Origin of the sequence: Nocardia sp. NPDC049220, assembly GCF_040647855.1 — a bacterium.
In the GTDB taxonomy this organism is placed as follows: domain Bacteria; phylum Actinomycetota; class Actinomycetes; order Mycobacteriales; family Mycobacteriaceae; genus Nocardia.
This window is the reverse complement of sequence record NZ_JBEZDA010000001.1, coordinates 76,632-95,549: the sequence shown is the minus strand read 5'-3', so window position 1 is coordinate 95,549 and position 18,918 is coordinate 76,632. Positions and strand designations below refer to the sequence as shown.

General features: G+C 67.6%; 14 protein-coding genes. 8 read left to right on the top strand and 6 right to left on the bottom strand.

Features of this window, described 5'->3' with window-relative positions; genetic code table 11:
- The first annotated feature begins 133 nt into the window (after nucleotides 1-133).
- From AB0C34_RS00380 to AB0C34_RS00350, 7 genes are all read left to right on the top strand, one after another.
- Entirely contained in the window at nucleotides 134-2,995 is a 2,862-nt protein-coding gene (locus tag AB0C34_RS00380; protein ID WP_357065734.1) for a DUF5691 domain-containing protein, read from the top strand.
- Between the two features lie 14 nt (nucleotides 2,996-3,009).
- Nucleotides 3,010-4,092 (top strand): AAA family ATPase, encoded by a 1,083-nt coding sequence (locus tag AB0C34_RS00375; RefSeq protein WP_357068362.1) that lies wholly within the window; start codon nucleotides 3,010-3,012, stop codon nucleotides 4,090-4,092.
- Nucleotides 4,089-6,461 (top strand): DUF5682 family protein, encoded by a 2,373-nt coding sequence (locus AB0C34_RS00370; protein ID WP_357065731.1) that lies wholly within the window; start codon nucleotides 4,089-4,091, stop codon nucleotides 6,459-6,461. The genes AB0C34_RS00375 and AB0C34_RS00370 overlap by 4 nt, the downstream gene beginning before the upstream one ends.
- Entirely contained in the window at nucleotides 6,458-7,621 is a 1,164-nt protein-coding gene (locus tag AB0C34_RS00365) for a VWA domain-containing protein (RefSeq protein WP_357065728.1), read from the top strand. The genes AB0C34_RS00370 and AB0C34_RS00365 overlap by 4 nt, the downstream gene beginning before the upstream one ends.
- A 163-nt stretch (nucleotides 7,622-7,784) precedes the next feature.
- On the top strand, nucleotides 7,785-8,477 hold the full coding sequence (locus AB0C34_RS00360) for a type 1 glutamine amidotransferase domain-containing protein (RefSeq protein ID WP_357065725.1): 693 nt from the start codon (nucleotides 7,785-7,787) through the stop codon (nucleotides 8,475-8,477).
- 205 nt (nucleotides 8,478-8,682) lie between these two features.
- Nucleotides 8,683-9,054: a hypothetical protein gene (locus tag AB0C34_RS00355; protein ID WP_357065723.1), complete on the top strand. Its 372-nt coding sequence runs from the start codon at nucleotides 8,683-8,685 to the stop codon at nucleotides 9,052-9,054.
- A 131-nt stretch (nucleotides 9,055-9,185) separates the two neighbouring features.
- Complete coding sequence (locus tag AB0C34_RS00350) at nucleotides 9,186-10,592, top strand: MmgE/PrpD family protein (protein WP_357065721.1); 1,407 nt, start codon at nucleotides 9,186-9,188, stop codon at nucleotides 10,590-10,592.
- A 37-nt stretch (nucleotides 10,593-10,629) separates the two neighbouring features.
- Here AB0C34_RS00350 and AB0C34_RS00345 read toward each other — a convergent pair whose 3' ends face one another.
- From AB0C34_RS00345 to AB0C34_RS00335, 3 genes are all read right to left on the bottom strand, one after another.
- Complete coding sequence (locus tag AB0C34_RS00345) at nucleotides 10,630-11,127, bottom strand: hypothetical protein (RefSeq protein WP_357065718.1); 498 nt, start codon at nucleotides 11,125-11,127, stop codon at nucleotides 10,630-10,632.
- A 113-nt stretch (nucleotides 11,128-11,240) separates the two neighbouring features.
- Nucleotides 11,241-12,188, bottom strand: a complete 948-nt coding sequence (locus tag AB0C34_RS00340) for a LysR family transcriptional regulator (RefSeq protein WP_357065715.1) — start codon at nucleotides 12,186-12,188, stop codon at nucleotides 11,241-11,243.
- Nucleotides 12,189-12,557: 369 nt separating this feature from the next.
- Nucleotides 12,558-13,244 (bottom strand): TetR family transcriptional regulator, encoded by a 687-nt coding sequence (locus AB0C34_RS00335; protein ID WP_357065713.1) that lies wholly within the window; start codon nucleotides 13,242-13,244, stop codon nucleotides 12,558-12,560.
- Between the two features lie 139 nt (nucleotides 13,245-13,383).
- Here AB0C34_RS00335 and AB0C34_RS00330 point away from each other — a divergent pair, with 139 nt between their 5' ends.
- A complete protein-coding gene (locus AB0C34_RS00330) occupies nucleotides 13,384-14,148 on the top strand; it encodes an SDR family NAD(P)-dependent oxidoreductase (protein WP_357065710.1) in 765 nt (254 codons plus the stop codon).
- A gap of 226 nt (nucleotides 14,149-14,374) precedes the next feature.
- Here AB0C34_RS00330 and AB0C34_RS00325 read toward each other — a convergent pair whose 3' ends face one another.
- The 3 genes from AB0C34_RS00325 to AB0C34_RS00315 form a co-directional block, all read right to left on the bottom strand.
- Nucleotides 14,375-16,903 carry an FtsX-like permease family protein gene (locus tag AB0C34_RS00325; RefSeq protein ID WP_357065707.1) on the bottom strand — a complete coding sequence of 843 codons (2,529 nt, stop codon included), beginning with the start codon at nucleotides 16,901-16,903 and terminating at the stop codon, nucleotides 14,375-14,377.
- Nucleotides 16,904-16,937: 34 nt separating this feature from the next.
- On the bottom strand, nucleotides 16,938-17,714 hold the full coding sequence (locus AB0C34_RS00320) for an ABC transporter ATP-binding protein (RefSeq protein ID WP_357065704.1): 777 nt from the start codon (nucleotides 17,712-17,714) through the stop codon (nucleotides 16,938-16,940).
- Nucleotides 17,715-17,969: 255 nt separating this feature from the next.
- Nucleotides 17,970-18,884 carry a hydroxymethylglutaryl-CoA lyase gene (locus AB0C34_RS00315; RefSeq protein WP_357065701.1) on the bottom strand — a complete coding sequence of 305 codons (915 nt, stop codon included), beginning with the start codon at nucleotides 18,882-18,884 and terminating at the stop codon, nucleotides 17,970-17,972.
- Between the last annotated feature and the right edge of the window lie 34 nt (nucleotides 18,885-18,918).

The following is an 18,918-nucleotide window of genomic DNA, read 5'->3' as shown; positions in this document are numbered from 1 at the left end:
CCGGCGAATGTGCGGCCGAGACAGGATATTCCGTGCACAAGCGCCATCGGGGGCGGCGCTTGTCGGTGGCCTGCGGTAGAAATCCGGTCAACCGAGGAACGGGGAAGGCGATGAGGCACCATCGAGCCGCGCAATGACGACGCCGTGGACCGAAGACCAGGTCACAGCGCTCGCCCCGGACGCGAACGTACTGTCCGCGGCGCGGAAACTCGCGGGCCGTCGGCGCGATGCCGGGCAGCACGAGACCGCATTGTGGGGACGGTATCCGGGCAGCGGCGCCACGCCGTGCCAGACCATCATCGAGCTGTCCGGTCCCGCCTACAGCTGCACCTGCTCCAGCCGCAAGTTTCCGTGCCAGCACGCGTTGGCGCTGCTGCTGGCCTGGGCAGCGGGCGAGGTTCCCGTGGTCGCGCAGACCGCGGACTTCGCCGCGGCCTGGCTCGGCGGCCGGGCGGCCACCCGGGTCGGACAACGCGTCCACACGCCGAACCCGGCCACCGCCGAACAGCGCAGGACGCGGGTCACCGCGGGGATGGTGGAACTGGATATCTGGCTCGGTGACCAGATACGCACCGGATTGGCACAGACCGACCGCTCGTCGCACGCCTTCGAGTCCATCGCCGCGAGAATGGTCGACGCGCAAGCGCCCGGCATCGCCTCGGCCCTGCGCGGACTGGCGACGACGATGGTCACCAGGGCCGACTGGCCCGATGTCGTCCTGCGCGAATACGCGCGGATACACCTACTCGTCGCCGCGCACCGGCAGCTCGACGACTTGTCGCCGGCGTTGCGCGCCAGCGTCCGCGCCCATATCGGCTACCCGACCTCGGCCGAGCTGGTGCGCGCCGAGCCCCCGGTGCGGGACCGCTGGATGGTGTTCGCTCGACAGATCTCGGCCGACGAGCGGCTCTACACCAGGCGCACCTGGTTGTACGGGCGCGTCCACAGACGGTGGGGGCTGATCATCGACCACTCCTTCGGCTCCCCGAGCTTCCCCGCCGATCTCCCCGCCCCCGGTGAACTCGCCGACGCCGAGTTGCACTACTACCCGGGCGCCGCACCGCTGCGCGCGCTGTGGGGCGAACAGTACGGCGCCGCCGAACCGTTCACCACACTGCCCGTCGACTCGGAGCGGCCGAACACGATCGCCACCGCGCTGACCGCCCACGCCGCCGCGCTCGGCCGCGACCCGTGGCTGCGCACCTGGCCGATGCTGCTGGTCGATGTGGTTCCCACGTGGACCGCCGAGGGCTGGTACGTCACCGAATTCGATGGGACGGCACTGCCTATCACAGGTACCGACCAGTCGTGGCGGTTGCTCGGCGTCTCCGGTGGCCACCCGGTCACGGTGGCCGCCGAATGGAGTACCGGCGGTCTGATTCCGATGTCGGTGTTCACGGCGGGCGAGGTCATCGACTTGGCGGTGGCGGACCGGGTCGGCCGCGACACGCCGCATCCACCTGCCGCGCCCACCTCGGGCACCGATCTCACCTCCGTCGCACTGCTCGGTACGGCACGCAAAAAACCGGATCTCGACCGGCTCCCGCCGCCGGTGGCACGCGCCACGGCCCGGCTGTCGACCGATCCGGCGTTGCGGCTGCTGGAATCCGCTGCGCTGCACGATGTTTTCGTCCGCGGCGGCGTCTGCCCGTCTGTCGCGACCGCGCCCGAACCCGCGGCGGACGATAGTCGTCGCCTGTTGCCACGCGCGGCGGCGGCACGCCTGGCCCGCCTGCTGGAGCAGCGCTCGGTCTTTCTGCCCGAATGGTTCGACGCGGCAGCGCCGCACAACTATCGGGCCCCGGACGCGTTGAGCGGGCAACTGCTGGAGCACGCGACGATCGATGTCGTATTGCGCGAACCGTTACTCCGGCTGGCCGGCGTCCGAGGCAGTTGGCTGGCGGCGTGGCGTCCGGAGTGGCGGAGCCTGGTGCGGCAGCCCGGCATGTCCGAGCGTGCCGAGGACACCTGGCGATTCGGTCAGCCGCCCGAGCGACGCGACTGGCTCGCCGAGCTCCGGCGGTGCGACGCCACCGCGGCCAGGCAGCGACTCACCGCGGCCTGGCCGACGGAATCCGGTCCGATCAAGGCGGAGCTACTCGCCGTGCTCACCGAGGGCATCACGCCGGATGACGAACCCCTACTGGAGGCAGCGCTGGACGATCGGCGTGCTGACGTGCGCCGTACCGCGGCCGCGCTCTTGGCGCTGCTGCCGGATTCGGCATTCGCGCGGCGCATGCGCGACCGGGCGCACGCATGGGTACGCGTCGAACACCGGTTCCGGCACACAAATCTCGTTCTCGCCCTGCCGGATACGCTCGACGCCGCGACCCGCCGCGACGGGATCACCGATCGCACCGTCGAATTCAGCTACCGATGGAACGGCGCGCCCGACAATGCCGCCACCCTATTGCGGCAGCTGGTCGCGGCGACCCCGCTGGCCCACTGGACACGGCTGCTCGATACACCGGAGCGGGTGGTGCGCGCCTCGATCGAGGACCGGTTTCGCCAGCCGATTTTCGACGGATGGGTGGATGCCACACTGGCGCAGCAGGACACGTCGTGGGGACGGGCGCTGTTCGAGGCGGGAGTGCCCACCGATCTGGCTATGCTGCGCAGGCGTGAGTTGTTCGCGCTGCTCCCGCCGTCCCACCGGACGGGGCATCTGACCCGGTTGGACGGCTCCTGGCTGTCCGAAATCGAGGCGCTGTTGCCCGCGATGGGCCATCCGTGGCCGGAATCGCTGGCGCAGCATCTGATCCTGTTGCTGTTCGAGCGGGCGCGTACCGCGGCCCGCCGCCCGGACACGCATGGCACCGCACCGAACGCGCATCGATCGCTCCTCGCCGCTGCCGCCGTGCATCTCCCGGTCGCCACCGCGGGCGCCGTCGGCGCAGTGGCGCGCCGGTGCGACGACCCCGCCTGGGAGCACGCGTTCGACCAGCTCGCCGATGACCTCAACCAGCGCTCGATGATGCTCGAGGAGTTGCAGTGACCACGACCGACCCGATGCCGCCGCTACTGCGCCCACATGCCGAACAGGAGTACGCCGACGAACTACGCGCACTCGCCACGGCCGACGAACGGCCACGGCCACCGTCGTGGCGACTGTCGCCCTGGGCGGTGGTCACCTACCTGCTCGGCGGCACACTCGATGACGGCACCGTGATCAGCCCGAAGTACGTCGGGCCGCGCAGGCTGATGGAAGTCGCGGTCACGACGCTGGCCACCGACCGGGCGCTGCTGCTGCTCGGGGTGCCGGGAACCGCCAAAACCTGGGTCTCGGAGCATCTTTCGGCCGCCATCAGCGGAAGGTCCACGTTGCTTGTCCAGGGCACCTCGGGCACCGCTGAGGAAGCGATCCGGTACGGCTGGAACTACGCTCGACTGCTCGCCGAAGGACCGACCGAGGGCGCGCTGGTGCCCTCGCCCGTGCTGACCGCGATGCGCACCGGCGCCATCGCCAGAATCGAGGAACTCACCCGCATCCCCTCCGACGTACAGGACGCGCTGATCACCGTGCTGTCGGAGAAGACGCTCCCAGTGGCGGAACTCGGCATGGAGGTGCAGGCCGCCAAAGGATTCAACGTCATCGCCACCGCCAACGACCGCGACCGCGGAGTCAACGACCTGTCCTCCGCGCTGCGCCGCCGGTTCAACACAGTGGTGCTTCCGCTGCCGTCCAGCGAGGACGAGGAGGTCGCCATCGTCCGCAGGCGGGTCGAGCAGTTGGGGTCCGCCCTGGACCTTCCCCCCGTACCCGCCGCGGCGGAGGAGGTGCGGCGGGTGGTGCGGGTCTTCCGCGAACTGCGCTCCGGCAGCACGGCCGACGGGCGGACCAAGCTCAAGTCTCCGTCGGGAACGCTGTCCACCGCCGAGGCGATCTCGGTGATCACCAACGGGATCGCGCTGTCGGCCCACTTCGGCGACGGAGTGTTGCGGGCCTCCGACATTGCGGGCGCGGTGCTCGGATCGGTGATCAAGGACCCGGTGGCCGACGCCGTGGTCTGGACCGAGTATCTGGAGGCCGTAGTCCGTGAACGACCCGACTGGTCGGATTTCTATCGGGCCTGCCGCGAAGTTACCGGGTGAGTTCCCGCACCGCGTCCGGGCCGGTGACCAGGGTGTTCGGCATTCGACACCATGGTCCCGGCTCGGCGCGCTCGCTGCGACTCGCCTTGGCCGCCTACGGTCCCGACATGATCCTCATCGAGGGGCCCGCGGACGCCGACCCGCTGGTGGGCTATATCGCGGCCGAAAGGATGACACCGCCGGTCGCGCTGCTGGCCTATGTGCCGAATACGCCGGCCAAAGCCGCATTCTGGCCGTACGCCGTCTTCTCACCCGAGTGGCAGGCCCTGCACTATGCCGTGCACAACGAGGTGCCCGTGCGATTCTGTGATCTGCCCGCGACCGTCGTGCTCGCCACGGAGGACGAACCGGGAGACCGGTTCGATCCACTGACCGCCCTGGCCGAAGCGGGCGGCTACGACGATGCCGAGCGGTGGTGGGACGCGGTCGTCGAATCCGCACCCGACGCGGACGTGTTCGACGCCATCACCGAGGCGATGGCAGCGTTACGGGAATCCGCCGAGTCGACGGCGCCCGAATGCCCGTCGGAGGCGGACCCCGCGGAGCACCCAGCAACGCAGGCCGAATCGGCGAACGACCCACCGTCACACAGCGAACAGTCGCACGAGGCGAATTCGGTTGCCGAGGCACTCGCCGACACCGGCATCGGCCGACCGACGCCGCCCGAGCCGATCATCATCGACGCGCACACACTGCGGCGCGAAGCCCACATGCGGCAGACCATGCGCATGGCGCACAACGGCGGGGCGGTCCGGCTGGCGGTGGTGTGCGGGGCATGGCACGCGCCCGCACTGGCGGGCGATCTCGGTCCCGCCGCAGCCGATGCCCGGCTGCTGAAAGGACTTCCGAAGACCAGAGCGCGACTCACCTGGGTGCCGTGGACGCACTCGCGGTTGGCCGCCACCTCCGGGTACGGCGCGGGCGTCACCTCACCGGGTTGGTATCACCACCTGTTCACCGCGACCGAGCAGCCGATCGTCCGGTGGCTGACGAAAGTCGCCGGCGTGCTGCGCGCGCACGATCTGCCTGTCTCCACCGCGCACATCATCGAATCCGTTCGGCTCGCGGACACGCTCGCCGCGATGCGCGGCCGTCCGCTCGCGGGTCTGTCAGAGGTCACCGAGGCGACGCGAGCGGTGCTGTGCGCGGGCGACGAGACGATGCTGCGTCTGGTGACCGGCGAACTCGTCGTCGGCGAGGCGATCGGCAGCGTTCCCGCGGCGACCCCGACTGTGCCGCTGGCAGCGGACCTGCGCGCCACGATCCGCTCGTTGCGTATGAAACAGGAACCACACCCCCGCGCAATCGACCTGGACCTGCGCAAAGACCGTCAGGTCGAACGGTCGCGGCTGCTGCACAGACTGCGCGTGCTCGACATCGGGTGGGGCACGCTCACCACGAGCGAGGTGCGCGCCACCGGCACCTTCCGGGAGACCTGGACGCTGGAATGGCGGCCCGAGTACGCCATTTCGATCATCGAGGCCTCGCTCTGGGGCACCACCGTTCGCCTCGCGGCCGAGGCGAAAATCCTCGATGTCGCGGGCCGGGCGCAGCGTACCGTCGGTGAGCTCACCGCCGCGCTGGAGGTGGCCCTGCTCGCCGATCTCGGCGGCGCCACCGATGGCCTGATCGCCCGGCTGGAATCCGCCGCCGCGCTCGACCACGACGTCACCCATCTGCTCGCCGTCCTGCCCGGCTTGATCAGAACGCTGCGATACGGCGACGTGCGTGGCACCGACACCAAGGCGCTCGGACACGTGGCCGACGCACTGTTGGTGCGCGTGTGCGCGGGACTGCCCACCGCGGTGACGGCGCTGGACACCGACGCAGCCACCGAACTGCGCCGCCTGCTCGACGCGGCGCACACGGCCATCCACACCAGAGACGACAGCTGGGCGACCGGTGCGTGGTTGGCCGCGCTGCGCCGTCTCGCCGACCGCGACGACGTCCATGGCGCGCTGGTGGGGCGGGCTGTCCGCCTGCTCGCCGACGCAGGCCGCTTCGACGGCGCCGAGTCCGCCGGCAGGCTGGCCGCGGCCCTGTCGGTCGGCACCACGACTACGGCCAAGGCGGCGTGGATCGATGGATTTCTCGGCGGCCGCGGACTGCTGCTGGTGCACGACCGAGAGTTATTGCGGCTGATCGACGATTGGCTGCGCGGACTCGACCACGACGCGTTCGTCGAGACGCTGCCGCTGCTGCGCCGGACCTTCGGCGCGTTCGAATCAGGCGAGCGACGCGCGATCGGGCAGGCGGTGCGCGACGGCGGGCCGGTCCGGACAGCAGCGGGCACCACCGCGGGCATCGACCTGAAACGGGGAACGATCGCGGCGCACACCGCGGCGCAGATCCTAGGGGTGACAGTGTGAACACCATCGACGAAACACAGTCGCGGCGTTGGCGTTTGGTGCTCGGCGCGGCGGCCGAGGACGTTCTCGGTGGCCTCGGATCCGCCGAGGACGCGGCCATGGATCGGGCGCTGTCGGCGCTGTACAACACCGCGGACGATCAGTCGCCGGGCAAGCGCACCGGCGGGCTACAGGGCTCGGCGCCACGGGTCGCCCGTTGGCTCGGCGATATTCGAGGCTACTTCCCCGGCACCGTCGTCGAGGTGATGCAGCGCGACGCCATCCAGCGGCTGAACCTCAACCAACTACTGCTGGAGCCGGAGTTGCTCGACGCGGTGGAACCGGACGTGCATCTGGTCGGCACCTTGCTGAGCCTCAACCGGGTCATGCCCGAGACCACCAAGGCGACCGCGCGCGTGGTGGTGGCGAAGGTGGTGCGCGAGATCGAACAGCGCATCGCAAACCAGACTGTCGCCGCGGTCTCCGGCGCGCTGAACCGTGCGGCTCGGGTCGACCGCCCGCGACCGCGAGATATCGACTGGGACCGCACCATTCGCAAGAATCTCGCCACCTATCTCCCCGAGCATCGCACGGTGGTGCCGGAACGCCTGATCGGTTACGGCCGTAGGGCGCAGGCTGTGCAGCACGACGTGGTGCTCGCCATCGACCAATCCGGATCGATGGCCACCAGCGTCGTATACGCGGCGGTGTTCGGCGCGGTGCTGGCGGCCGTTCGCTCGCTGCGGACATCGCTGGTCGTCTTCGATACCGAAATCGTCGATCTCACAGACAAACTCGACGATCCGGTGGAGGTGCTGTTCGGAACCCAACTAGGTGGTGGCACCGACATCAACCGGGCTCTGGCCTACTGCCGGTCGCTTGTCACCCGACCCGCCAACACGCTCTTCGTCCTCATCTCCGACCTGTACGAAGGCGGCATCCGCGACGACATGCTCCGCCGCGTCACCGCGATGAAGGAGTCCGGTGTCCAGATCGTCGTGCTGCTCGCCCTCTCCGACGACGGCGCTCCCTCCTTCGACCACGAGAATGCCGCCGCGCTCGCGGCCCTCGGCATTCCCGCTTTCGCCTGTACCCCCGATAAGTTTCCCGCACTGCTGGCCGTGGCCCTCGACCGCGGTGACATTCGAGCCTGGGCAGACGCGGACGCCGCCCGCCGCTAGCTGTGGTTTCCGGCGGTGGCCGGCGACCGGGTGTCACGGGCGAGCACAATCTCTCCAGCCCGTGTAGTTATTCACGTCAATTCACTTTCGGGGCGATAAAATATCACTCGATACAGGCTTCCTCCCAAACCTGCCGCAGTCGGAACAAGGAGGCGATTCTCAGATGGCCAAGATTCTCTTCGTAATGACCGGATCGAGTTATTGGACGCTCAAAGACGGTACCCGGCATCCGACCGGTTACTGGGCTGAAGAGTTCGCGGCACCGTACAGCACGCTCACCGGGGCCGGCCACTCGGTGGTGGTAGCCACACCCGGCGGGGTGACGCCGTACGTCGATGTGATGAGCCTACGTCCTTCGATGGCCGGCAGTGAGCAGATCGCCCTGGAGCAGGAGAGCACCCTGCGCGCCGCCGAGGAACTGCGGCGGCCGATCGAACTGGCGGACGTCCGCTTGGAGGACTACGACGCCGTCTACTACCCCGGCGGCCACGGTCCGATGGAGGATCTCTGCGTCGACGCCGACTCGGGTCGGCTGCTGATCGCGGCGCTCGCGTCCGGCAAGCCCCTCGCCATCGTCTGCCACGCACCGGTCGCGCTGCTGGCCACCCGAGTGAAAGGCGTCTCACCCTTCGTCGGCTATCAGGTCACGGGGTTCACCAACGATGAAGAGAACGCCGTCGGACTGGGCGTCAAGGCCCGGTGGCTGCTGGAGGACGAAGTGCGCAACATGGGCCTCAACTTCACGCGCGGCGAGATCTGGAAGCCGTACACGGTGGTGGACCGCAACCTCTACACCGGGCAGAACCCCGCCTCCGCCGCACCTCTGGCGCAGAAGCTGCTCGAGGCACTGCATTAGTCAGCTGTGCTGCGGGCGACCGGAAGCGCCCGACGTCGTCGCCAGAGCAGATCGACAGCGGCCGGTTCTGCGGGATGCGACACCAGCCAGCACAGCTCTTGCCGCTATTCCCGATCGAAAGCAGGTGTTCAGCAATGAGTTCCATTCCGCGAGTCGCTGTAGCGAGCGACGTCTCCCATGGCATCCGTACCGCCGGGTGGGTCGGATGAACCACAAGGCGGAGAACGAAGCCATCCTGCGTGGCGTACTGGACCGGTGGCAGACCGCGCTCGACGCGCACGAACCCGAGCAGGTGGCCGCGAATTTCACCGCGGACGCGATTTTCCAGGGCCTGCACCCCTACACCATCGGACCCGAAGGCGTCGCCGAGTACTACGCTTCGCAACCGCTCGGCATGACGGCCGTCTACCGAATTCTGGAAACTCGCCGACTCGCCGACGATCTTGTTCTCGGTTATTTGACCGTCGATTTTTCCTTCACCGATAAGCCGACAATTTCGGTGTACCTCAGCGTACTGGTGACCGACTGGGCGAACGGTGGCAGAATCACGCATTATCAGGTGTCCAAGCTGGATTGAAATACCACAGCGGACCTTTCAACACTTTCCTTGAAAGTCTGGCCGACCACCGATCAGAGCTTTGTCCAGGAATCGATGTCACGCGCCGCTGCGGATCGCGACGAAACGACCTCGAAAGGGACGGAGCACTGATGACACACAGCTATGTTGTCGACGACCTCGCGGAGTTCGTGGTGGTTGCCGGATCGACCGATGTGGCCGAACACATCCTGCCGACGCTGAAACGCAACGTACTCGATAGCCTCGCCTGTGCGCTCGGCGCGATCGACGGCGAACTGATCCCTGGGGTACGTGCCCACGCCGAACAATTCAGCAGTCGTCCGACCTCGACCTTCATCAGTGGCGGGCGGGCATCGGTCGACCAGGCGGCGTTCTTCAACTCGGTCTTGGTGCGTTATTCCGATCTACTGGACACCTATCTGACTCCCGGCGGATTGTGTCACCCTGCCGACAACTTCGGCGCCATCCTCGCGATGGCCGAACATGTCGACGCCAGCGGGGCGGATTTTCTACTCGCTCTCGCGATCGCCTACGAGATCCAGTGTCGATTCAGCGCGCAGGTTCCGGTCATGGCCCACGGCCTCAACCACGCGTTGCAACTGGCGATGTCGGTCGCCGCCGGCTCGGCCAAGTTACTCGGACTCGACGCGGCACGCACCGCGGATGCCATCGCTGCGTCGACAGTGGACAACGTTTCCCTGGCCGCCGTGCACACTGAACCGGTCTCGACCTGGAAAGGCGTCTCGCCCGCCAATACCGCGATGCGCGCCGTCCACACCACCTTGCTTGCCGAGCGCGGTGTCACCGGACCGAAGACGCTGTTCGAAGGCCCCTATGGCCTCAACCAGTTGTTCGATCAGACGATCGATTTCCACACCGGCAAGCGCTCGCTCCATGCTGTCGAGCAGACCTACCTCAAGCAGTACTGCTCGTTGATCCACGGTCAGGCCATCATCGACGCGACACTCGCCATACGCGACGAGCACAATCTCAGCGGGGCCGATGTCGCCCGAGTCACCCTCGAGGTCTTCCAAGGCGCCTACGAATTTGCGGGCGGCGGTCGCTACGGCGACAAAGACCATCCCTGGACCAGGGAACAAGGCGACTACAACCTGAAATACCTCACCGCGGTCGCGTTGCTCGACGGGCAGGTCGGCCCCGACCAGACGCGAACCCAGCGGGTCCGCCGAACCGACGTCCAGGATCTGCTGCGGCGCGTGGACGTGGTCGCCGCGCCGGACCTGACCGCGGAATACCCGAAACGCACCGCGGCGCGCGTGCATGTCGTTCTGCACGACGGCCGGGAGTTCCACCGTGCACAGGCGGACTTCGAGGGATCACCGACGCGACCGATGTCATGGGATCGGGTCGTGGACAAATTCCACTGGCTCGGTGAACCGTTCGCCGACTCCGGATTACGTGAGCAGATCATCGCCGCGGTGCGTCATCTGGACCAGATCCCCACCGCCGAGCTGACCGGACTTCTCGGCGCCGTGAGCCCGCGAGCGCAGCGCGCGCGCACCAGGCAACGGATGTGACCGCTGCCCGCAGCCGCTGAAACGGCCGCACCCCCGGTTACGCCGATTGCCAACCACTCGACAATCGCGGATGCGGCGGAATGAGTTTGGCCCAGAATTCGTGGCGCACCGCATCCCACAGTTTCGCCAGTTCTGGAAGCAATTCGCGAGCCTGCGCCAGATCCGGATAGTGATCCGGACCGAAGGACACGACCGGCGAGGCGTCACACGCGTTGACGGCGAGGATGGCGATCAGATGGTGCTCGATCAAGCGCCACGTCACCCGCACGCCATCGACTTCGGTTCGATGCGCGTCATCGCGTTCCGCGGCCCCCCGGTCGGCATCGACGGCTCGCGCCCTCGTCCATCGAGCGTGTGGTCGAGACCGTGGGCCCCGCGAGATCGTGCCCTCGGCTGCGTGCTGTCGCGATCGCTGTGGATTCAGTTTGTCGAGCACAGTGCGTGTCAGTGTCGATCGACGATATCCGGCCACATCGTCCGGTTCGGCCGCGCTCGCGAACTCGGCGCGATGGTGCGCAACGTGGTCGCGTGACATCAGCACTCCCTCCTTTCCCGGAAACCCCGCACTCCGATTCAAACCCGGCGGGGAGACAGAGTCCAGGACGAAGGTCCTACCTGTGATCGGCCGGACTTCGCACCGGCATCGCGCTAATCGCCGCTGGTGAGCGCAGCACGGTACGGATCGTCGGAAGGTACCCACCATCGATCGGTCGGCGGGCGGGGCCAGTGGTGGTTGCCGGCGAGGGTGAGTAGCGATGCGACGGCGTGCCGAACACTCCCGCGATCGTCATCGGAGCGATGCAGTAATGACCACGTCCACAACGGAATCGGGTCGGCGACTGGACGATATCGGAGGCTGGGCGGCGCGACGGCGGTGTGCCGTTTGGGCGAGGCGAGAACAGGTGCGTTGATATCGCGGACATGCGCGTAGAACGCTTCGCCCGACACCCCGCCGTCATCGATTTTCGCGATGCTCGCGCCCACCTGGGTGGCGAATTCGAAAGCGAACCGGTGCCATGACGACCAGGCCCAATCGTCGCTGTCGATCAGCACGGTGACGTCGGCGGCGGGCACCGTCTCGACCGCACTCACCCCGGGGCAGACCGCCCGAAGCGGTTCCGCGCGCAACAGATGCGCGCTGAGGCCCCGTGCCTCGGCGTCCTGGGCGCTGGTCCAAGCCAGCGCGAGGTCGAGGCTGCCTTCGGCCACACGGCCGACCTGCACATGTGACGGCAGCACCCAGTCGTCGATGAGCAGCGACACTGTCGGGCCGATACAAGCGATGACGTCGTCGGGGAGCCAACTGACGTAGCCAAGCCGCAGTGGTATGGCTTCGGCCGCGCGGTGGCGGACCCGTTGCCGCGCGCCCGCCGCGATGGCGAGGATCTGACGCGCGTCCTCGAGCAGCGACCGTCCGGCTTCGGTAAGTTGCACACTGCGACGGTCGCGGCCGAACAGCTGCCCTCCGAGGTCCCGCTCCAACGCGATGATCTGCTGAGACAACGCGGGGCCGGAGATGTGCAGCCGCGCGGCGGCACGGCCGAAATGAAGCTCCTCAGCGACGGCGACGAAGTACCGCAGCTGCCGTAGTTCCATAAGTCGAGCTTAGGCGTTTCTGCGCCGCTGACGCGGTCGCGGCGCACGCCCGACCAGCCCTGGTTCGGTATCCACCGCGAGCGACGTACCTGCGTTGCGAAGCAGCGCCTATCAGTCATCGGAGACAGGTCGTGGACTTGTCGCACCCCCGTGGTGTTCGCTGAATGGGAGCCGCGAGGTGGGGAACAGGATTCGGCGAATTCGCGCTCCCGCGCCGATCGGCCGCGGTGACAACGACGTCACCGTCTCACGCCTGTTACCGACAAGGACGTCGTACAGCCGCCAACGATGTCGGCCACAGGCGGGCGGCTCGGGTCGTCATCGAGACCGTGCGGCAGCGCGGTCACGGCCAAGGGGCCGGGGCCGGATTCAGTCGCCGCGCCGCGCCGCGAAGCCGATCACGAGTGCTGTGGTGATGTCACCGAACTCCTTCTGGAATCTTTCCGGGCCGAGTCGGATGCCGGACTCGAGGGCCGCTGCCGCGACGATGTCGTTGGGGTGGGCGAAGGGCCACAAACCGGCCGCGGTGATGATGAGGGCGCGACCGATCCCGGTGGCGGCGGTCTCGGTCAGACCGGGCGAGGCAAGCAGGATCAGTTCGACGAGACGATCGTTGAGTCCGTAAGCACGCTGCTTGAACGATCGTGCGGTCGCGAACGACACGTTGGTTTCCAACTCGATCGACATGGCAGCGAACAGGTCGCACAGCACCGGCCTGCCGCTCAGCGTTTCGGCGAGCATAGCTGCCAAACGACGCGCCTGGCCGGCGGCATCATCGGCAGCGGTATCACGCTCGGCCGCTATTTCGACCGCGAGATGATCGAGCCACGACTCCCATTCCTCGATCAATAATTCGAGGAACACAGCTTCTCTGCTGTCGAAGTAACGCAGCACATTCGATTTGGCCATACCTGCGTGTTCGGCGAGATCCCGCAGTGTGACTTCCCGCACCGACCGCTCCGACAGCATGCGCCGGGCCGCGGCGAAGATCGCCACGCGACGCATCTCGACCTGCGCGGGCCTGCGCGCCCGCTGGAACGGCACCGGTTCCGACACCACGCCACTTTAACAGAACACCGTTCCCTTGTTAGCAGAACGCTGTTCTGTTATGGTGGGAAACCGCTGCCTCACCTCGAAGGCGAGGCCGAGCACCCGCCATCCCTCTCGATCCGACTGTCGCGAACGGAGTTCGGACATGCACGCACATCTAGCAGGCACCGTTGCGCTGATCACCGGCGCGGGGACCGGTATCGGCGCGGCGATCTCACGCGCGCTCGCCAGAGACGGCGCGGCGGTTGTCCTGGTCGGGCGACGCCCGGCCCCGCTGGAAGATGTCGCGGCGCAGATTCGCGCCAGCGGTGGGACCGCCAGTGTCTTCACCGCAGACATCTCCCAGCGTGCACAGGCCACCCGTGCCGTGGAGCACGCGATCTCGGAGTTCGGGCGCCTGGACATCGTCGTCAACAACGCCGGAGCGATGCTGGTAGGGCCGGTCGCCGACGCGCCCGAGGGTGAATGGGAACGAATGATCGATGTGAACGTCAATGGAACGCTGTACATCACCCAGACGGCGCTCCCGCATCTGCGGAAATCCACCAACACCGGTCCACGCCAAGTCTCCGACATCGTCACCATCAGCTCCACCGCGGGCCGGGTGGCTCGACCGGGGACAGCCGTTTACAGTCTCACCAAGTTCGGCGTCAACGCGTTCAGCGAAGCGCTTCGACAGGAACTGCAACCCCAGCGCGTGCGCGTCGGCGTGATCGAGCCCGGCAATGTCGACACCGAGTTGGCATCGCACACCCGAGTCGAACTACACGAGGGTGTGCAAGCCCAGATCAACTCCATCGAGCGGCTCATGCCCGAGGACATCGCCGACGCGGTGACCTACATGGTGGGCCGGCCCCGACGCGTAGCAGTCAACGAAATACTTGTGCGCGCGGCCGACCAGAGTTGGTAGGCCCAGCGCGGCAATGCCGGCGCCAGCCGCCGACAGCGAGGTGCGGCCACGGCAACCGGGCTGTTCCCACCTTCTTCCGACGCCCGTGCGCCACGGCATCAGAATGATCGCTGCGCGCCGAGGTCGTCGCCGCACCTGCCATGGTTGCGATCCGATCGCGCCATACTGAACCGACAGTCCCAGCAAGAACTGCCCGGCGCACCTCGAACGTGCGCCGCGCGATCCGTCAGAGGTCGGCGATGGCCGCGAGCGGCGGCGTCCGCGCCGCCCGCACCGCGGGCCACAGCGCGGCGAGCACGCCGACCACCGCGGAACCGATCAGGACAAGCACCAACTGCGACCATGGAATCGCGATCTGGTCGAGACCCAGATCACGCAAGGTACGCAGAAATCCGACACCCAACCCGAGACCGAGCCCCATGCCGACCAGGGCGCCGAACACCGCGATCAGCATCGACTCCAGGTAGATCGACTGGCGCACCTGGGCACGACGCATACCGACGGCGCGCAGCATGCCGATCTCCCGCCGCCGCTCCACCACTGACAACGCGAGCGTGTTCACGATGCCGAGGATCGCGATCACCACCGCCAGCGCGAGTAGCCCGTAGAGGATGGCCAGCAGCGTGTTGATCTGCCGCCCCTGCGCACCCTTGAACTGCTCGCGGTCCTGCACCTGCACCACGACGAACTGCTCGGTCGCTTTTTCCAGATCGGTGCGCATCTGGGGGATATTCGCGCCCGGCTTCGCTGTGATCAGCACGAGGTAATCGGTCCGGAAGTTCAGCGGCACCACATCCTCGTACACCGACTGCGAGACCACCAGCGAGCCGAGCAGCGGTGTCTTCTTGTACACGCCGGTCACGGTGAGCGGAATCTTCTTGCCATCGAAGCTGGTCACGGCGACCCGATCGCCGACATGCCAGCCCCGGTCGGCGGCCTCGGCATCGGACACGTGCACGTCGCGGTCGCCGAGGGTGCTCGAACCACGCACGATGTCGTAGTTCAGCACCCCGTCCAGTGGACCGTCCGCTGAACCGGCGAGTACCTGGTCGTCACCGATCTTCACACTGGCAGCGCGGATCCCGATCACCTCGGCGACGCCCGGCACCGAAGCGCGGACCGCGTCTGCGGCGCCGAACGGCACCCCGAGCAACTGGGGACCCGCGAGCACATAATCGGCCCGGACACCCTTGTCGACCAGAACTCCGACGCTGGCCTTCGCGGACGCGCCGAGCATGCCGATCGCCGACACCAGCATCAGTCCCAGGGTGAGCGCGAAGGCCGTCGCGGCGGTGCGGCGGGGGTTGCGCACCGCGTTGTTGCGTGCCATCCGGCCGATCGGTCCGAACGGGCGCACCAGCACCCCGAGCCAGGCCACCACCGGCCGCGACAGCGCGGGCGCGGCGAGCAGCACCGCGAAGATCAACGCGAGCGCGCCGACCCCCACCGTGATGGCCGCCGTGCCACCGGCGGACCGCGCACCCACTACGACGAACCCGACGCCGAGTACCGCCAGCACCGCGCCGATCGCCGTGCGACGCCGCAGCGACTCACCTGCAGAGGCGAACTCCTCGCGCATAGCCTGCACGGGCGGAATCCTCGACGCCCGGCGTGCGGGCGCGTAGGCGCTGACCATCGTCACCACGAGACCGACCAGCAAGCCGATCAGAATGGTGCGCGGCAGCACCGTCAGCGATCCGGTGGGCAGCCCGAGGTCGAAGGCATTCAGCAACGCCGACAACCCGAACGCCAATCCGACGCCGCCCGCCAGACCGATCGCACTGCCGATCAACCCGATGACGAACGCCTCGGCCACCACCGACCGGCCGACCTGCCTGCGGCTCGCCCCGACCGCGCGCAGCAGAGCGAGTTCGCGCAGGCGCTGTGCGACGATCATCGAGAAGGTGTTGTAGATGATGAAGGTGCCGACGATCAGCGCGATCGCGCCGAACGCGAGCAGGAAGTAATTGATGAAATTGAGCGCGTTGGAGATGTCTTTCTTCAGGTCGGCGCGGACCTGTTCGCCGTTCTGCACCTTGTAGTTCGGCAGCGCCGCGGCCAGTTCGTCGCGTAGCTCGTCAGCGGGAATACCGTCGGCGGCGAGGTCCACGTAGGCGACGTGCGCGCCGTCGGTGAACAGCTTGCGCGCCTGCGTGTCGTCGAACAACACACCGATGAGACCGCCGGTGTCCGACGAGACTTCGTAGATACCGGTGAGAGTCACGTCGATCGGGTCGGGCTGCGAGGGGATCAGGATCTTGGTTCGGTCACCGACATGCAGCCCGGCCTGCTCGGCCCCGCCGACGTTGAGCCCGATCTCACCGGGTCGAGCAGGCGGCACACCCTGCACGAACTTGTCCGGCACCGCGACGGCCTTGCCCGGCGGCAGGTACGACTGGCCGAAACTGGGCGCTCCGCCGGTCTGCACTGCTTTCTTCCCGGCGGGATCCAGCAGCACCACCGGGCCGTTCACACTGGGCGCCGCCGTACGGACGCCGGGATACTTCTCGAGTTCGTCCACCACATTGTTCGAAATACCTTGCGCTTGGCGCTCTTTCGGACTCACCCTGACATCGACGCCGACGGCCTCGTTGGCGAAGATCCCCTCGAAGGTGCGCTGCAGTGTATCGGTGAACACGAACGATCCCGCGATAAAGGCAGTGCCGAGCACGACCGACAACAGGGTCAAGGCAAGGCGCACCTTGTGTGCGGCGAGATTGCGCAGCGCTACCTTCCGCATCGGACTTCCGGCCATTACGCCCACTCCAGGTTCTTCCGCAACAGCCCGATCACGCCTGCTCCAACGACTTCATCCGGTCCAGTACGGTGTCCGCGGTCGGATCGCGCAGTTCGTCCACTATGCAACCATCGGCGAGGAAGATCACCCGGTCTGCGAACCCAGCCGCATGCGGCTCGTGGGTGACGATGACGACCGTCTGCCCGAATTCGTCCACCGCGGCGCGCAGGATCGAGAGCACCTCCTCCGAGGCACGGGAGTCCAGGTTGCCGGTCGGCTCGTCACCGAAAATGATCTCCGGCTTGCCCGCGAGCGCCCGCGCGCACGCCACGCGCTGCTGCTGTCCGCCGGACAACTCGCTGGGGCGGTGGGTGAGCCGATCGGTCAGCCCGAGTCGCTTCAGAACGGTATCCAGCCACTCCTGGTCCGGTTTGCGCCCGGCGATGTCCAGCGGCAGCGTGATGTTCTCCAGTGCCGTGAGCGTCGGCACCAGGTTGAACGCCTGGAAGACGAAGCCGATGCGGTCCCGCCGCAGCCGCGTCATCTGCTTGTCGGACAGGGTGGTGAGATCGGTGTCCCCGATCCGGACCGATCCGGAAGTGGCACTGTCGAGCCCGGCCAAGCAGTGCATCAGGGTCGATTTACCCGATCCGGACGGGCCCATGATCGCGGTGAACTCCCCCTTCGCAAACTCGGCCGATACGCCATCCAGCGCCCTGACCTGGGTATCTCCCGATCCGTAGACCTTGGTCAGGGCGATAGCGTTGGCCGCGACATCGGTCGGAGCCGTCGTCTCGGCGGTTTCGGCGCCGATGGCTTGCGAAGTCATGGGTCCAGTGTTACAGGTTCGCGCTTGCGCGCCCATCAGGGAAGTCCCCGACTCGCTCCAGCGCACCGCCGGAGCGGGCGCCGGAGACCCTCCTGACCGGGCTCCCCAGCCAGCACATGCACGGCAGAACTCGTCTCGAGGGACATGCCCGGCAGGCTGCCCATGCCCATGACTATCAAGGGCTCGGAGTCCGCGATCGGTCGATGCGAGCAGCGACTGCACCCGGCGAGCGCGCGGGGCCGCTCAGGTCCGAATTCAGTTGACAACCCACTCGAAGGCAGCCGCCTTGGACAGTGCGCCCTCGGCGGCACGGGAACGGTTGGATTCGCCGAGTTCGGTGAGCAACTCCTCCGACAGGGCCACCAGCGCGGCCAGTGTCGCCGGGGTGAACCACTGCGGCCTGGTCGCGAACAGAATGTCTTCGGAGGCGGTATTCCCGCTCGCACCCGGCGCGAAGGGGCAACCTCCGAGGCCACCGAGGGCCCCGTCGACCATGTCCGCGCCGGCCGCGACCGCGGCGAGGGTATTGGCCACGCCCATCCCCCAGGTGTCGTGACCGTGGAAGACGATGCGCCGCCGAGGTGTTCGTTCCCGCACCGCGGTGACGAGTGCGGCGATCTGACCGGGATACGCCTGCCCGAGCGTGTCGGCGAGAACGATGTCGTCCGCACCCGCTGTACGCGGGTCGCACGCGATGGCCAGCACCCGCTCTGGATCGACGGGACCGTCGAACGGACAGGTAAAAGCCGTTGCCAGACACAGCTGAATCGACCCGCCCACCGATTCGGCCAGCCGGATCGCCTCCGGCATCGCGGCGAGGCTGTCCTCGGTGCCGCGCCCGAGGTTGGCCCGGTTGTGCGCATCCGACACCGACAGGCAGTACTGGAAGTTGCGCACGCCCGCGGCGGCGGCCTTCTCGACGTGCCGCGGGGTGGCCACCCACACCCAGCAGTGTCGCAGCTCTTCGGGCGTCAACGCGGCGACGAGTTCCATCGTGTTCGCCATCGGCGCCACCAGGTCCGGCCGCGCCATGGAGCCGATCTCCACCGCGGGCACTCCGAGTGCGAGCAGGCGGCGAACCACCGCCACCTTGCGCCCGACCGGCAATAGCTTGCCGGTCAACTGCAGCCCGTCGCGCAGCGTCACGTCGCGCAGGACAGGCGCGGTCATCGCTGTTCCCGCACGTGGCGACGGCCGCACATCA

Coding starts and splice junctions, on each gene's coding strand:
- AB0C34_RS00345 (WP_357065718.1), bottom strand. CDS start 11,127: ATGTCACGCGACCACGTTGCGCACCATCGCGCCGAGTTCGCGAGCGCG.
- AB0C34_RS00320 (WP_357065704.1), bottom strand. CDS start 17,714: ATGACTTCGCAAGCCATCGGCGCCGAAACCGCCGAGACGACGGCTCCG.
- AB0C34_RS00330 (WP_357065710.1), top strand. CDS start 13,384: ATGCACGCACATCTAGCAGGCACCGTTGCGCTGATCACCGGCGCGGGG.
- AB0C34_RS00315 (WP_357065701.1), bottom strand. CDS start 18,884: ATGACCGCGCCTGTCCTGCGCGACGTGACGCTGCGCGACGGGCTGCAG.
- AB0C34_RS00380 (WP_357065734.1), top strand. CDS start 134: ATGACGACGCCGTGGACCGAAGACCAGGTCACAGCGCTCGCCCCGGAC.
- AB0C34_RS00355 (WP_357065723.1), top strand. CDS start 8,683: ATGAACCACAAGGCGGAGAACGAAGCCATCCTGCGTGGCGTACTGGAC.
- AB0C34_RS00340 (WP_357065715.1), bottom strand. CDS start 12,188: ATGGAACTACGGCAGCTGCGGTACTTCGTCGCCGTCGCTGAGGAGCTT.
- AB0C34_RS00375 (WP_357068362.1), top strand. CDS start 3,010: ATGCCGCCGCTACTGCGCCCACATGCCGAACAGGAGTACGCCGACGAA.
- AB0C34_RS00350 (WP_357065721.1), top strand. CDS start 9,186: ATGACACACAGCTATGTTGTCGACGACCTCGCGGAGTTCGTGGTGGTT.
- AB0C34_RS00325 (WP_357065707.1), bottom strand. CDS start 16,903: ATGGCCGGAAGTCCGATGCGGAAGGTAGCGCTGCGCAATCTCGCCGCA.
- AB0C34_RS00360 (WP_357065725.1), top strand. CDS start 7,785: ATGGCCAAGATTCTCTTCGTAATGACCGGATCGAGTTATTGGACGCTC.